This is a genomic window from Nitrospira sp., from assembly GCA_016715825.1.
Classification (GTDB): domain Bacteria; phylum Nitrospirota; class Nitrospiria; order Nitrospirales; family Nitrospiraceae; genus Nitrospira_D.
On the sequence record JADJXO010000007.1, the window covers coordinates 41,105 to 55,175 of the forward strand.

At 55.8% G+C, this 14,071-nt stretch carries 15 protein-coding genes; 7 read left to right on the forward strand and 8 right to left on the reverse strand.

Annotated features, from left to right (window positions below; genetic code table 11):
- From IPM58_14100 to IPM58_14115, 4 genes are read right to left on the reverse strand one after another with little or no spacing between them, the layout of a single operon-like run.
- Positions 1-1,026 (reverse strand): amidohydrolase family protein, encoded by a 1,026-nt coding sequence (locus IPM58_14100; protein MBK9308173.1) that lies wholly within the window; start codon positions 1,024-1,026, stop codon positions 1-3.
- Positions 1,027-1,077: 51 nt separating this feature from the next.
- Positions 1,078-4,524 carry an MFS transporter gene (locus IPM58_14105; GenBank protein ID MBK9308174.1) on the reverse strand — a complete coding sequence of 1,149 codons (3,447 nt, stop codon included), beginning with the start codon at positions 4,522-4,524 and terminating at the stop codon, positions 1,078-1,080.
- Positions 4,525-4,533: 9 nt separating this feature from the next.
- Positions 4,534-5,880 (reverse strand): hypothetical protein, encoded by a 1,347-nt coding sequence (locus tag IPM58_14110; protein ID MBK9308175.1) that lies wholly within the window; start codon positions 5,878-5,880, stop codon positions 4,534-4,536.
- A 44-nt stretch (positions 5,881-5,924) separates the two neighbouring features.
- Complete coding sequence (locus IPM58_14115) at positions 5,925-6,380, reverse strand: hypothetical protein (GenBank protein MBK9308176.1); 456 nt, start codon at positions 6,378-6,380, stop codon at positions 5,925-5,927.
- Between the two features lie 135 nt (positions 6,381-6,515).
- Here IPM58_14115 and IPM58_14120 point away from each other — a divergent pair, with 135 nt between their 5' ends.
- The 5 genes from IPM58_14120 to IPM58_14140 all read left to right on the forward strand — a co-directional run bounded on the left by IPM58_14120 (position 6,516) and on the right by IPM58_14140 (position 9,978).
- Positions 6,516-7,391: a 50S ribosomal protein L11 methyltransferase gene (locus tag IPM58_14120; protein MBK9308177.1), complete on the forward strand. Its 876-nt coding sequence runs from the start codon at positions 6,516-6,518 to the stop codon at positions 7,389-7,391.
- Between the two features lie 2 nt (positions 7,392-7,393).
- Positions 7,394-7,876: an MOSC domain-containing protein gene (locus IPM58_14125; GenBank protein ID MBK9308178.1), complete on the forward strand. Its 483-nt coding sequence runs from the start codon at positions 7,394-7,396 to the stop codon at positions 7,874-7,876.
- Positions 7,877-7,972: 96 nt separating this feature from the next.
- Positions 7,973-8,632 (forward strand): class I SAM-dependent methyltransferase, encoded by a 660-nt coding sequence (locus IPM58_14130; GenBank protein MBK9308179.1) that lies wholly within the window; start codon positions 7,973-7,975, stop codon positions 8,630-8,632.
- A gap of 7 nt (positions 8,633-8,639) precedes the next feature.
- Complete coding sequence (locus IPM58_14135; protein ID MBK9308180.1) at positions 8,640-8,993, forward strand: hypothetical protein; 354 nt, start codon at positions 8,640-8,642, stop codon at positions 8,991-8,993.
- 133 nt (positions 8,994-9,126) lie between these two features.
- Entirely contained in the window at positions 9,127-9,978 is an 852-nt protein-coding gene (locus tag IPM58_14140; protein ID MBK9308181.1) for a hypothetical protein, read from the forward strand.
- A gap of 182 nt (positions 9,979-10,160) precedes the next feature.
- Here the strand turns inward: IPM58_14140 and IPM58_14145 are convergent, their stop codons facing one another.
- Positions 10,161-10,379 carry a hypothetical protein gene (locus IPM58_14145; protein ID MBK9308182.1) on the reverse strand — a complete coding sequence of 73 codons (219 nt, stop codon included), beginning with the start codon at positions 10,377-10,379 and terminating at the stop codon, positions 10,161-10,163.
- Between the two features lie 78 nt (positions 10,380-10,457).
- Between IPM58_14145 and IPM58_14150 the strand changes: the two genes are divergently transcribed.
- A complete protein-coding gene (locus IPM58_14150; GenBank protein MBK9308183.1) occupies positions 10,458-10,742 on the forward strand; it encodes a BrnT family toxin in 285 nt (94 codons plus the stop codon).
- A 3-nt stretch (positions 10,743-10,745) separates the two neighbouring features.
- Positions 10,746-10,964: an antitoxin gene (locus IPM58_14155; GenBank protein ID MBK9308184.1), complete on the forward strand. Its 219-nt coding sequence runs from the start codon at positions 10,746-10,748 to the stop codon at positions 10,962-10,964.
- 172 nt (positions 10,965-11,136) lie between these two features.
- Here IPM58_14155 and IPM58_14160 read toward each other — a convergent pair whose 3' ends face one another.
- From IPM58_14160 to IPM58_14170, 3 genes are all read right to left on the reverse strand, one after another.
- Positions 11,137-11,331, reverse strand: coding sequence for a hypothetical protein (locus tag IPM58_14160; protein ID MBK9308185.1), 195 nt, complete (start codon positions 11,329-11,331; stop codon positions 11,137-11,139).
- Positions 11,332-11,365: 34 nt separating this feature from the next.
- Complete coding sequence (locus IPM58_14165) at positions 11,366-12,415, reverse strand: hypothetical protein (protein MBK9308186.1); 1,050 nt, start codon at positions 12,413-12,415, stop codon at positions 11,366-11,368.
- A 464-nt stretch (positions 12,416-12,879) separates the two neighbouring features.
- Positions 12,880-13,959: a type IV pilus twitching motility protein PilT gene (locus IPM58_14170; protein ID MBK9308187.1), complete on the reverse strand. Its 1,080-nt coding sequence runs from the start codon at positions 13,957-13,959 to the stop codon at positions 12,880-12,882.
- Between the last annotated feature and the right edge of the window lie 112 nt (positions 13,960-14,071).

Here is a 14,071-nt window from a genome sequence, read left to right on the forward strand (position 1 = left end):
CTAGGAATTCGCCGAGAGGGACAGGGATAGGAGTTCACTAAGTGAACGGAATTCAACCCGAAGTCCTGTGCAAACTTCCACCTGTCGGTCAAATCGATTCTTTGTGCGGACCATGCGCCATAGTGTGCCGGGACTGACTCGCCCCCACGCAGCCAGATGGAACACGGACAAAGGATAGTCCGTCCCAAACAGGAGACGCGAATGAAGTTCAGGGTAATGCCTGAGATGCAGGAGCATCTTCATACGATGGGGTTGGGTGAGGGCGGAAATGTCGGCATAGAAGTGTGGATAACATCGGCTCAGCTCACGAAAAGTAGAAAGAAACTTTTCATAGAGCATGAGGCCATAACTACAGGCGTGCGCCGCGATGACGGTCACACCTTCGTCAAGGGCCAGACGCAGCCGCTCAGGATCTCCAAGCGATTGATCCTTTCCGATCAGACTGAATTCATACCCGACGTGACTCAAGAAAGGAAGTTTGCGCTGAGCCAGAGCGCGGTAAAAGGCGATATATTTCCGATCAGATGGATCGAAGTGCTGGGCATTTGGCAAGGCCTTGATCAGGACTGCGCCTGCATCGGCACAGCGATGCACCTCATCGATGGCGTCGTTACGTTGCGGATTGATGGAGGGGCCCGCCATGAAGACATCCGGATAGGCGCGCACGGCACCGAACACGTAGTCGTTACTAACCAAGAAGTCGGTATGTTGACGATTCAGCGAGCCGGATTGATCATAGAATCCATCCATGCCAAGCAGGACGGCCTTCGAGACGTAGCGGGAGGCGCGGAGTTCGCTCACGAGGTGATCGAGATAGCGCTGATTAGCCGTGCGTGGTTCAGCCGGCGAGAGGTCGTGTTTCCAGATGAGAAAACGGAACAACGGGCTGCGGAGGAGTTTTGGCGAGATGAAGCAGCCGTTGTCGCCGTCCGGCAACGCGGCAAGATGGACATGGCAATCGATGAGGGACTTCCTAGCCGTATCTCGTGAAGCGCCGTTTGTGAAGCGTGGGTCGGAATCGATCATTGCTTGGTCCATCCTTCTGGTACCTGGGACCTTCCCTTCACGAGATACCTTTCACGCTTCACCCGAGGGGAGCCGCTCCAGCGCGATTCGCTTCACACCGCGCAGATCCAGCTTGCCGGTTCCCAACACCGGCAAGGCCTCGACTTTCACAAACTGACTCCGCGAGGGGATAAAGAGGTTGGGAAGGCCGGTGGCCGATAGCTTCACCAGGATATCGGGAATCAGGCTATCATCTAGTGTATGAAGGACGACCAACCGCTCGCCTTTCTTCTCATCTGGAAGGCCGGTGACAGCAAAGACTTGTGTTTCTGCTTCGGCCGCCTGCTGCAAGGCTTCTTCAACTTTCCCGTGCGGAACCATCTCGCCTCCGATCTTGGAAAAGCGAGAAAGTCGGTCGGTGATCATCAGGAAGCCATCGTCGTCCATGGAGGCGATGTCCCCGGTGATATACCACCCATCCCGTATGACCTGGGCGGTGAGGTCTTCGCGTCCCAGGTAGCCCTTCATGACGTTCGGGCCTTTCACCAACAACATCCCGGGGGTGCCGACAGGCAGCGGAGTGTACCTATCAGGATCGACGATCTGTACGGATACGCCCGGGAGCGGCTGGCCGACGGTCCCTCGTCGCGACGCCGGTTGATAGTAGCCGGCGGCGCGAAAGTCCGGACAGTTGACGGCAATGACCGGAGCACATTCCGTGACACCGTAGCCTTCGATTGGTCCGATCCCAAACTTGTCCTCGATAGACTGTGCAAGTCGAGCCGATAGTTTTTCTGCGCCGGTGAGGATCACACGCACCGAACTGAATTGCTCCGGAGTGCAGCGGCGGGTATAGAGCTGCAAGAAGGTTGGAGTGATGACGATGAACGTGAGACGGTAGTGGCGAATGAGTTCCCCGATGGCCGCGACGTCAAGAGGCGAGGGATGAAAGACCATCGCCGCGTTATTGAACATCACGAACCAGAACACCATGTAGCCGAATGAATGAAAGAAGGGCAAGATGCCCAGGACGCGTTCATCTTGATAGAGATGGAGCATTTGCGTGGCGCCTTGGCAGTTGGAATCGATACTGAAATGGGAGAGCATGACGCCTTTCGGCTCGCCGGTGCTGCCGCTACTGAAGATGATCGTGGCCAGGCTATCTGGGGTGAGCGGGGTTGCCTGCCCGCAAGCACGCTCGATGAGGCGGCAGGGAGCGAACAAGGCCAGGAAGGTCGCATAGAGTTTCTGCCCCGTGCCGATCGTCTCGGCAATGTCCTCCAGCCATATCACCGACGGCCCATCCGGCAGTTCGAGCTTGGCTTTTTCGACGAAGGTACGGCTCGTGAGAACCGTGTGCAGGTCCGCCAGGCGCACCGCGGCTTCCAAGCCGGATTTCCCGACCGTATAGTTCAAGTTTACGATGGTCTTTCCGCAGAGGGCGACGGCCACATTGACTAGGGCTGTGGCGACTGTCGGCGGCAGCAAGACACCGATGTGCTGTTGGTCTTGCCAGTGTGGGCGTAGTGTGCGTGCGAGGACGATGGAGCCGATCAAGGCCTGTAAGGACGACACCCGGGGGCGATTCTGGTCGGCCATGGCCATGCGGAATGGGTAGCGACGCATGGCCGAAATAAACTGGCGATGAAGAGACCGACGACCCGATTTCCTGAGCTGCCAGGCGACTTCGCCAAGCGCCTGAATCGTTCTGCGGACAGCGTCCGCCGTTGTATCCGGGGGCAGCGGTGCACCGAATGAGACGGTGATGGGGTAGGGAAAACGTTCAGGAAGCTTCCACAGAAACCGGCCGTGATTGAAGCTGAAGATGCTGCCCCAGACGCGATCAAGGTGAACCGGGATGATGGGCGTCGTTCGTCCCTTGACGATCCGTTCGAAACCACGGCGGAACGGCAGGAGCGTGCCGGTGCGGGTGATCTGACCTTCGGGGAAAATGCAGACCAGCTCGCCGTCATCCAACGCCTGTCCTGCCGAGCGCAGAGCGCGAAGAATCAGGCGAGGACTTCCCGATGAAGAAATCGCGATGACGTTGAGCCGCCTCATGAAGGGCTTGAGGAGTGGGTGATTGGCGTAGTGCTCATCGACCACGAACCTCACCGGACGATCCAAACTTGCGAACAGCAGGAACCCATCGATGAACGACACATGATTGGGGACCAGCAGTGCCCCGCCTTTTCGTGGGATATGATCCTGTCCGATCACAGTGAGGTGGTACAGAACACGGGGTAGCAGGGCGACGATGAATCGCAGCAGGCTGTTCGGCAGTAACCTCACGACAACCAGGGTTCCGATCATTGACAAGACAGCACAGGCCAGCAAGATGTCGCTGGCTGACAAACCGAGCCGTGACAGGAGACCAGCGCCTAGAGAACCGGCAAGGATTCCCCCGAACACGAAGGTATTGCCGAGAGCGATGACGGCGCCACGACGGTCAGCCGGAGCTCGCCACTGAATCAGCGCATTGATCGGGACATTAATAAACCCGCTGGCGACACCGAGTCCACCCATCAACACGAGCGTCCAGGTCAGGCTCGGTGGGATGAGGCCAAGGATGAAAAGACCTAGCGCCAACCCGATCGCTCCCGGTGGGATCAGACCGATTTCAATCTTGGAAGCGGAAAGTCGGCCGGCCAGGACCGACCCGATACCGATCCCGATGGCAAGGATGGCCATCGGAAGACCGGAAAGTGCGTCTGAAAGTGCTAACCGGCTCTTTGCATAGATCAGCATGTCCTGCCCGAATAGGCTCGCAATGGTCCAAAACACGACATTGATCCCAATCGCGATGCTGAGCAGACGGTCAGTACGCATGGTTGCCCAAGCCACGGCCAGGGTTTCGGCAACGCCGCCCTCGGTTCTGGCTGGAGGTACAGGCGGAATTGCATAAGCTGCTGCGGTTCCCATGGCGGCAACGATGGTCAAGATGAGACCGGCTTGCCAGGGAGCGGTTTCGCTGTATTGAAGGAGAACACCGCCGGATGAGGTTCCTGCGATGATCGCTGCAAACGTCCAGAGTTTCAGCAGGCCATTTCCCATGGAAAGCCGCTCATAGGGAAGCAGCTCCGGCAGGATGCCGTACTTTGCTGGGCTGAGAATCGCGCTATGAACCCCCATGGCTCCGAGGACGACGAGGAGGGCCGTGCCGCCGGTGGGATGACTCCAGAGCACCACCGTTCCGGCTCCCATCAAGGCCACTTCAACGATCTTCATCGCGATGATAACGGTGCGCTTGCTGAATCGATCCGCAAAGACTCCGGCGACCAGGGAGAACAGCATGAGCGGCAGCGTGAACACGACGAAGGCGATAGTAGCCTGAGTCTGAGAAGCCGCTTCAAAAGCGGGGCCGGTTTGGCCGACAGCCGCAGCGACCTGGTGGATCAGGAGGAGCGCGACCATCAACTTCCAAGCGTTGTCATTGAACGCGCTGCAAAACTGGGCGAAGAGGAGGGCACGAAGGGGATGGGAGCGAAACTGGGTTTCAGAACCGGCTGGAGTGCTCATCCGTGCAGCCTATTGTGCCTGATTCGTAGCGTTGGAGGAAATAGGCAACCCTTCCAGCTCCATGATCCGTAGGGCATTCGTTGTGGGACAAGGGCCAGGTCGAAACTGGTAGTCGAACGTCAGCGCCCCTGCCGAGACAGTCTCCTGAAAGTGTGCGTTTGTGAGGCCGGGTACGGCGTGCTCCAGATCGGCTAATTCCAGGTCGTGCGTGCTCACAAGGCCATACCCGTTCCCTTTGGCGAGTTCCGTGATGTACGCCCGACTCCCGATGAGCCGCTCCCGATTGTTGGTGCCTTTGAAAATCTCATCGATCAGGAACAATGTGGGTGGCGCGGTCGACTCCTGAGTCGCATCCAGGATGGCTTTGAGTCGTTTGACTTCCGCGTAGAAAAACGACAAACCGGCATCGAGCGAATCATCGACGCGGATACAACAGGCCAGCCGGCTCCATGTCCATTCGAACGAGTGCGCGCAGACAGGCCCCCCGGCTTGTGCGAGACAGAGGTTGATGCCGATCGTGCGGAGAAACGTGCTCTTGCCGGACATGTTTGAGCCGGTGATGAGGTGGATCGAGCCACGCCCGGCTAAACGAACATCGTTAGCCACGCGGGTGTTGACGGACAGCAGCGGGTGTGCAAGGCAATCAGCCTGCACACGTGGAGGGGTGCCGTTCTGTTCGCCGGTCAGAGTGAGTGGAGTCGGCCATGTGTAGGTGGGGTGGAGATACGCAAAGGTGGCCAGTGCCGACGCCGCTTCGACTTCCGCCAAACAGTTCAGCCACTGCGGGAGGGCTTGTTTGATCTCGTGTTGCGTACGAATCAGCCGGCGCAGAAACCAGAGATCCCATGGGCACAGCGCGTTGATTGCCAGATGGACGAGTGGGTGCGCCTTGATACTGATCGCGTGCAACGTGCGTGCGGCGCGTGCGAGCTGCAATGTGGGACTGGCGTCGCCGATCAGCGTGGCCCATGTTGAAGCGAGTGCCGTGTTTCGTTGTCTCGCGTACCGCTCAATATAACCAAGTAGCGTGGCTAGACGCTCAGTTTCGTGATGCAGGCCGACGGCGTGCTCCAGCAACTCTTCTCCTTGATCCGTCATGAAGTAGATCAGGACGTAGGCTGCGAACGAAAACATCCAATAGCCGGGGAGTAGGCCGAAGATCGTGGCGAGGGCCAGGCTGATGGTCGTCAGGGCGAGGAGGCTTTGGACCACAAGGATGGTATCGAGGTGCGGCAAGTTGATCGGATGCTCCGCGACGGCGGCCAACCGCGCGCCGTTGATTTCTTGGTCTCCTGTGAGTTTCGCATCGAGTGCAAGACGGTCACGAAATAAGGATCGGGGTGTCAGTTCTTTCACCAAAGATTGCCGTGCAAGCCAGTCTGCAGGGGGCGTTGGTTGCTCTAGGAGCCAGCTCTGTAACCGTGCTCGGCCATGGTCCGACACCGTGGTGTCGAGGAGATGGTGAGGGAATGCGCGCCGAAGAGATCCAAATCGGCGGCGAACGGATGAGCTTTCGGGGCCTCACCGGGCCGTGGTGGAATCGCAGACCAATCCAATACCATCCGAGCCAGATGCGTCAGCTTGATCTGTCTCCAATGGCGAAGTCGGTGAATCCCAGATTCTACCCTGTTATGATACGCCGCCACGGTGATGAAGAGAGCCAGGAACAGCCCGAGACTGAGATTTCCGCTCTGGTACCAGTCGAGCTTGTAGAGCGTGATCGTCACGACGAGGCTGATGAGGAAAATGGCCAGCCGCCACCGTGTAAAGGATGCGCTGATACCGGTGCCGCGTTCGATGAGCCGATCCGTCCGACGAATGATCGTGGTGAGTTGCGCGCTTCGTGAGGTGGTCATATATACGCGACATTACTGGGAACAGATTCGCACGTCAAATGACAATCTGAGTATCTGTCGATCTGTTGAATGCAGAAACTTCAAATGGCCCACCTCAACAGATCATCAGATCAACACATTCCGTGACGGAGTCACATGCCGGACCAGTGGATCGATGTCTGTATCCAGGAAAAGCTGGATGCAGGGGAGTTATTGAGTCGGTTGAATGATGCGGCAGTGCAAGGCGCATGGGAAGATCATGGCGTGATCCATCTGTATTGGCCGGAGGCTCAGTGGAGCGAGGCACGGCTTGTCTCATTGCGGCTGGCCCTCGCCGACCTGGCGCCGTCGCTTGGGGAGGTTCCTGTGTCGGTGAACCAGGTTCCCTCCCAGGATTGGAACGAAGTCTGGGCTCGTTCCGTGCAGCCCCTCTGGATCGGAAAACTGGTCGTTCGACCCAGTTGGGAGTGGGTCACGCTGGACGCGAACGACATCGAGATCGTGCTGGATCCGAAACAAGCCTTCGGCACCGGTCATCATGCGACGACGCGCATGGTGCTCATGTGGTTGCAGCAAGACATCCGCGGTGGAGAAAGGGTGCTGGATGTCGGTGCCGGTAGCGCCATCTTGGCCATGGCTGCGGTAAAGCTTGGTGCGGCGTCCGCTGTCGGTGTTGAGATTGATCCTGTCGCGGTCGATTGTGCGAGAGAGTATGTCGCCCAGAATGGATTGAACGATCAGATCGACATCCTGTGCGGGACGTTGGCTGATTTGCCACTGGAAAGGCAACCAGTCGCCGATCTCGTGTTGGCTAATCTCGATCGACAGACGGTCTTGAATCTTGCCGACGACTTGGCCGGGTTGGTGATGCAGGGGGCGAAACTCGTGGTCTCCGGCATTCTCGTTGAACAGCAGGTTGAAATCATCGATCACTTGTCCGGTCTTGGCCTGGTGTGCACGGAGCGGTGTGAGGAAGAGGGGTGGGTAGCCATGAAATTTTTGAAGCCAGACCCGTGTGACGGAGAGGGCTAACGATGCCGAGCAGGCCGCCCTATCCCCATGTGCATCAGATCAACGTATCCGACGGGGGAGTTCCGAAACTCCCCGTCTGGGAAGCCACGCTCAGTAAAGAGGGGCTGGCTGGCGATCGGCAGCGCAACCTCAAGTTCCACGGTGGATCGGATCGTGCCGTCTGTTTGTATTCGCTCGAGCTCATTGAACGACTTCAAGATGAAGGCCACTCGATCGAAGCCGGGTCATCCGGGGAGAATCTGACTTTGTCGGGATTGGAGTGGGATTTGGTGAAACCCGGCATTCGATTGACGGTTGGACCTGATGTCGAACTTGAGGTCACCAGCTATACGACTCCCTGCAGCCACAATGGCCGCTGGTTTCGTGATGAGGACTTCTCGCGCATTGCGCAGAAGCTCAATCCCGGCTGGAGTCGTGTCTATGCCAAGGTGCTGCACGGGGGTGTCGTAAGGCCGGGAGACGTGGTGGAGATAGAGAGCGAATAGCCGATGGCATATCGCGTATGGCAAGAAGCACAACCTTTCTCATGCCTCTTTACTTGTGACATCAGCTATTGGCCATAGGCTCTTGGAGTTAATCTGATGGAACGCAAACTTGAACCAGAACTCATGGACGATCCTAAGCAGGTTGAAGCCTATGGCAAAGCTGATTTCGAAGAAGAAAATCAGGGATTCGTTGAACGGTTTCGGGAATACTTCCCGGAGTTTGCACAGGGGATGGTTCTGGATCTTGGGTGTGGTCCGGGTGATATCCCCATCCGGTTCGCCAAGCTGTATCCCGATTGCCGAGTCATCGGGATCGACGCTTCTGCGCCGATGATTCAGCTCGGAGAACAGGCGGTGCAGCAGGCCGGTTTGACGGATCGCATTACGCTGCGCTGCGAACGGTTTGAAGAGATTGCCGGTGCCAGAATCGTCGATGCCGCGATCTCGAACAGCCTGCTTCATCATCTGCCGAATCCGTTGCAGCTCTGGCAGAAGCTTCGCCAGCTTGTGAAGCCCGGGGCACCGGTGTTGGTGATGGACCTGCTCCGGCCAGACTCGCCGGAAGCGGCACAGGCCATCGTCGATCAATATGCCTCCAATGAACCGGACATTCTGCGCCGGGATTTTTACAATTCCTTGCTCGCAGCTTTTACTGAAGATGAAATCGGTACGCAGCTAGCTCGCATGAATCTCACCAGGTTGTTGATCGACATCCCCGATGACCGGCATTGGGTGGTTGGGGGAATCATTTATTGAGGGGTATATGCGAGAAGATTCATGGATCATCTTGAGAGGACGATTGCGTGATTGCTGGACTTTGGTGGGTAGCTTTATCTTTATCGCAGTCATTTCTGCCGGGTGCGGTGAACGAGAAAACTTCCTAGAAATAGAGATGCCGACGGATCTTCGAAGTATTGAACCGGCATCATCTTCAACTGGGTCGACAAGTACTGGGGTTGAGCCAGGAAAGGTGATCGCGACTCTGAAAGCAGGCGAGACGGCCCATGTCGTCGCTGTCTACCACGGTGAGAATTTTGATGGCTTCAAAGTCAAGCTTGCCGACGGTACTGAGGGACTTATTCTTGCCGGGGACACCTTCAAGGTCGTAACTCGGTGAGTCCTGGCTAAAACAACTCCCAACCCTGCTTGTCACACACAGAAGCATCACGTGCCAACTTGCTGCCTGATAACGAAAGGTATACCGGGCATTGTGCTCAGTAGGTAGCTCTTATCCGGGTCAGGAAACATAGATGGTCAGACGCGAGATGAATGCAGACGGCGTTCCGATCGTCATCCAACAGGACCTCTCTCCCACCGTATATCTTGACCACTGGGCTTTGCGGAAGTTTTCACAAGACTCTGTGCTGGCAAAGCGGTTTACACGCACGTTGGAAGGACGCGGAGGTACGCTTGCGCTCTCTTGGCTGAACCTGGCTGAGTTCTCAAAGGTCACTGACCAAGACCAAGGAAAGATGGCGGAAGAATTTTGTGCAGCTAATTTCCCGAGAATCTTTTTTCTCGACTCGGACCCGTTCTCAGTAATCCAACGGGAGGATGAAATATTGTCTGGCCGTATTAGGGTGCCTGTCCCACCACACGCTGATGCTGGATTTCTTAGCGCGTTCGACCAACTGAATTCGGACACGCTTACTGATTTCACGATGCGCAAACTCTTCCGAAGAGTTCAGAGCAATCGTCTGCACTCTGATTTTGACAAACTAGCCGACACCGTGGCCCAGCGCATTGAGGCGCTAAGGAATAAGCATAATCAGAGACGAGAGCTGCGCTCTGCAGTAGCGCGGTTGCCAGCGGGCCTTAAGATTCAACGGGGGACTCGATACGTTCTCCGGGAGTTGGCGCGAACGCTTCTCCTTGATAAGGGCGTGAAGGTGTCGAGGAATCATGCGATTGACTTCATGCATGCTGTTGTCCCGCTTTCGTATTGTGAGTACGTGCTCTTAGACAAGCACTGGGAGACCCAGGTTGAAAAGGTTCGCTCACGCCTTAGCAAAATGGCTTTCAATGTGTCGCTCGCACGGGCCTATTCAGAGAAGCCTGAAAGAATCGAGAAATTCTTTTCTGATCTGGAGAGTAGGAGCTAAAACTGCAGTCGACATGATCAACGAAGATGAAGCTAGGAGTTCGTCTTGCTCCGTGCATACTCGCGTGCGGACATATCTGGCGTCACATTGTGTTCTGTACAAACACGATCTTAGGGATGGTGCCTGCACAGATCGCCGCGCGTCGACTTTCTAGGCGACCTAATCACGACCATTGCTCGTTGTTACTGCAGCGCATCCGGTGGAGCTTTGAGGAGCTTGGCGAAGCGGTTCTTATCGATAGACTTCTCGTACGCCTCTTCCGGTGAAATCCATTTCTTCGTGAGGAGATCCTGAATCGCGTCATCCAAGGTCTGCATGGCTGAGGCGATCGGAAGCGTTTTGGCGTTCCGGATAAGATTGCTGACGGCTGGGGTGCAGACCAAGATCTTTAGCTCTCTCACGGGCGTTTCATCATTCTATTCCCGTATTGCCTGATAATTGGCATTGCCGATGGTGTCTCGGTTATGTACACTGTACATATGCATGAGTTGCGCTTCGAATGGGATGAAGCAAAGAATCGCAGCAATATAAAAAAGCACGGCGTCTCATTCGAAGAAGCGCAGACGGTATTTCTCGATGATCATGCGATCAGATTCTACGATCCCGATCACTCCGGCGACGAAGATCGCTTTCTCATGCTGGGTATCAGCTTCAGAATGCGGGTACTGGTTGTCTGCCATTGCTACAGGGAAAGTGATCGAGTTATCCGGATCATCTCGGCACGGAAAGCCACCCGAAGTGAAACCAGAATCTATAAGAGGTGATAGATGAGAGAACAATATGACTTTTCGAAGATGAAGGGTGTTCGGAATCCCTACCGGAAATTGCTCAAGAAGCCCATCACGATTAGATTGGACGGCACAACAATATCTTATTTTAAAGGACTGGCCGATGAGCTTGGCATGCCGTATCAGCATCTTATCAATCTGTACCTGAGGGATTGTGCCCTCAACCAGAAAAAGCTGGAGCTCAAGTGGGCATCCTGATGTTTTTGCGAGGTCAGGCCATTGTTTCATTGTCTCTTGTGGCGCCCCATCAACCTCGAAAGGCAAAGAAGGTTTATCTCTTGTTCAGTTAGGCACTACGCTAACTGGGAGGCCATAAGGGACTAGTTGTAAGTGAATCGCGTATCGTTCTCTATGACGACGTGAATCGAAGCTACTGCAGCGCATCCGGTGGAGTTTTGAGGAGCTTAGCGAATCGGTTCTTGTCGATGGACTTCTCGTACGCTTCTTCCGGCGCAATCCATTTCTTCGTGAGGAGATCTTGAATTGCGTCATCCAAAGTCTGCCTGCCGACGTTCTTCTTAAGCCTATGGGGGTCGGTATCTTGAGCTTGTGATTTGATCTCCATACGGGTTTGCTGCCCGTTCAGATCGCCACGTGCCTCAAGGGCAAGTTACCGGTTGTTGGATAGTAGTCCAAGAACCATTGGTCTCCTGTCGCTGAAGCCTGCAAACAGGCGCTGGTGGTGGAGTAGTCGAAATCGTGCCAACCGCGATTCGGTCCCAATGGAAGCGGACGGTCTGGTCCCCTGGCAATGTGCCCGCCACGACTCCCGCAAAATATGTGTAGATGGGACGGTTTGTCAGGGCGCTTGGTAGAGCCGGGAGGCCGGTCTGTGCAAAGTAGCGATAGCCGTTCACATAGAGTTCGAGAGAGGTAGGCGTAAGCTCAAGCCGAAATCGATCACGGCAATTCACATCAGGGTCGGAACCATTACAGACGCGAAACTTCGTGGCCCCCTCTCCCCAGGGTCCTCCGCCCTCCGAAACCTGCCCGACTTTTTGGAAGAAGGACATCTCCCAAATTCGGCCTCCCTGATTAATTCCACGAGCACTATTGTCGAAAAGTGAACAGACGATAATCCGATCCGTCTGGAGCCGGCATCCGAGGGTATAGTGACCGGGGAAGTGATCATATGCGTATAGTGCATCGGCTCGTTCTCCCGTCGGATTCTGGGCCGTCGTAATGACGATCTCGCCCCAAATCCCGTTCCCGTAGCTCTGTACTCCGGCCGCAAAATCAGTTTCGATGATCAATTTGTCGTTATCGAACTGGAAGGCGCGTTCGGGCCGCAGCACGGTTCCCCCTTTTCGATCAGCCGCGACATCTTGCATCCAATGGTCGTTATGGCGGAAATGCGCAAAACGTGTGGTAGCGCCTAATTGGAATTCTCGGTAGCCATTTCCCATGGGTGCATTGGACAAACCATGTTGAAAATCATCCGTCCAGGCATTCCCTCCTTGATGAAAGGTAGCGGAACCGGTGGCACCCTCAGGCAGACACCAGATAGGGACAGCCGGAGGCAACGCGCCAATTGGTGTTCCACGCGAGGTGCACCGGGCGTCTTGTGCCCAGGAGGCCAGAGGTAGGCTTATCACCAAGCTGGCTGACACAACGATGAGGAACAACCGTGACACATGATGTCGGGACATGATGGAACTCCTTTCGATGCTGGATACCGTCGTGCGCAAAAGTATGAACTCGTGTATAAGGCGTGCTTGGTCAACTTGGACATATCGGTAGCCCCTAAGAGATGCATGTCCCATTCCACAGACGGACCGTAAAGGATTGTACAAACCTAAGGGAGTCAACCGGTTCTGTGGAGTGATTATGATGCGTGCGTGACCATTGTGTAATGGTTGTAGGGATAAGCCTTCATTTCACCGTCGGATGATACGTAACAGGCAGTGGCTAGGGTGAAACATTGGTCTGTGTACATGGCAAACTGCGAGGCTGACCTCATGCTTGTTGAGTGATGATGTTCTGGGAGGCAGAATTCTTGGGTGAGCAGGAGAGCGGCGTCGTTGTTGTGTACCGCGCTATGAATAAGAAGGCGTACACCAAAAGAGTGGTGCAGTCGAAAGTCTGGGCTTGATATGCAGTGGCCCATCCATGACTATTGCAGCGCATCCGGCGGGGTTTTGAGGAGCTTGGCGAAGCGGTTCTTGTCGATGGCCTTCTCGTAGGCCTCTTCCGGCGAGATCCATTTCTTGGTGAGCAGATCCTGAATTGCATCATCCAAGGTCTGCATGCCGACGTTCTTCCCGGTCTGCATGGCTGAGGCGATCTGAAACGTTTTGGCGTCCCGGATGAGATTACTGACGGCCGGGGTGCAGACCAAGATCTCCAGCGCTGCACACCGTCCCTTCTGATCAATTCGCTTAAAGAGGTTCTGCGCGACGATGACGCGCAGCGCCGTAGAGAGCGTGTTGCGAATCTGCGGTTGCTCCGAGGACGGGAAGACTTCGATGATGCGGTCGACCGTCTTCGCGGCATTTTCCGTGTGCAGCGTGCCGAACACCAAATGCCCGGTTGCCGCTGCTTCCACCGCCAGCGCAATGGTCTCGAGATCTCGCATCTCGCCGACGAGGATAATATCCGGATCTTCTCGGAGGGCGCCCCGCAGAGCTGAGCCGAAGGTGACGGTGTGGAGGCCGATTTCTCGGTGGTTGACGATGCAGCTCTTGCTTTGATGGACGAACTCGATCGGATCTTCGATGGTCAGAATATGATCTTTCCGATTGCGGTTGGCATAGTCGACCATCGCCGCCAAGGTGGTGGATTTACCGCTCCCGGTCGGCCCCGTCACGAGCACCAGCCCTTTCCGTAGCATGGCCGCGCGTGTCAGTACGGGGGGGAGGCCCAGCTCTTCGGCAGAGACGATGGTGGTGGGAATCTTCCGAAACACTGCGCCAATGCCGTGCTTGTGGTTGAAAAAGTTTGATCGGAACCGGGCAACGCCGGCAATTTCATAGCCAAAGTCCACGTCACCGGTCGCTTCAAAGACTTCCTTCTTGGAACTCGGCGCGATCTCGTAGAGCATCTCATGAAGGGCCTGGTTCTCGAGCATGACGGTTCCCGGCAGACGTTCCAATTCACCGTTGATCCGAAAGCCTGGAACTTGGCCGGCAATCAGATGAAGATCCGAAGCCTTGTGTTCAAGCATCATACGGAACAATTCATCGATTTTTGGCATGGGGCGTCAGTCTCCTTGTGAGTTGCACCTCCACTATACGGGTTTTTTGTATAGCGACAAGCAAAACTCGGTTCGCGCACGACTGATCATAAGCCCGCCCAGAAGGGCGGCC

Coding starts and splice junctions, on each gene's coding strand:
- IPM58_14165 (MBK9308186.1), bottom strand. CDS start 12,415: ATGTCCCGACATCATGTGTCACGGTTGTTCCTCATCGTTGTGTCAGCC.
- IPM58_14120 (MBK9308177.1), top strand. CDS start 6,516: ATGCCGGACCAGTGGATCGATGTCTGTATCCAGGAAAAGCTGGATGCA.
- IPM58_14135 (MBK9308180.1), top strand. CDS start 8,640: ATGCGAGAAGATTCATGGATCATCTTGAGAGGACGATTGCGTGATTGC.
- IPM58_14150 (MBK9308183.1), top strand. CDS start 10,458: ATGCATGAGTTGCGCTTCGAATGGGATGAAGCAAAGAATCGCAGCAAT.
- IPM58_14130 (MBK9308179.1), top strand. CDS start 7,973: ATGGAACGCAAACTTGAACCAGAACTCATGGACGATCCTAAGCAGGTT.
- IPM58_14170 (MBK9308187.1), bottom strand. CDS start 13,959: ATGCCAAAAATCGATGAATTGTTCCGTATGATGCTTGAACACAAGGCT.
- IPM58_14100 (MBK9308173.1), bottom strand. CDS start 1,026: ATGATCGATTCCGACCCACGCTTCACAAACGGCGCTTCACGAGATACG.
- IPM58_14125 (MBK9308178.1), top strand. CDS start 7,394: ATGCCGAGCAGGCCGCCCTATCCCCATGTGCATCAGATCAACGTATCC.
- IPM58_14140 (MBK9308181.1), top strand. CDS start 9,127: ATGGTCAGACGCGAGATGAATGCAGACGGCGTTCCGATCGTCATCCAA.
- IPM58_14105 (MBK9308174.1), bottom strand. CDS start 4,524: ATGAGCACTCCAGCCGGTTCTGAAACCCAGTTTCGCTCCCATCCCCTT.
- IPM58_14115 (MBK9308176.1), bottom strand. CDS start 6,380: ATGACCACCTCACGAAGCGCGCAACTCACCACGATCATTCGTCGGACG.
- IPM58_14155 (MBK9308184.1), top strand. CDS start 10,746: ATGAGAGAACAATATGACTTTTCGAAGATGAAGGGTGTTCGGAATCCC.
- IPM58_14160 (MBK9308185.1), bottom strand. CDS start 11,331: ATGGAGATCAAATCACAAGCTCAAGATACCGACCCCCATAGGCTTAAG.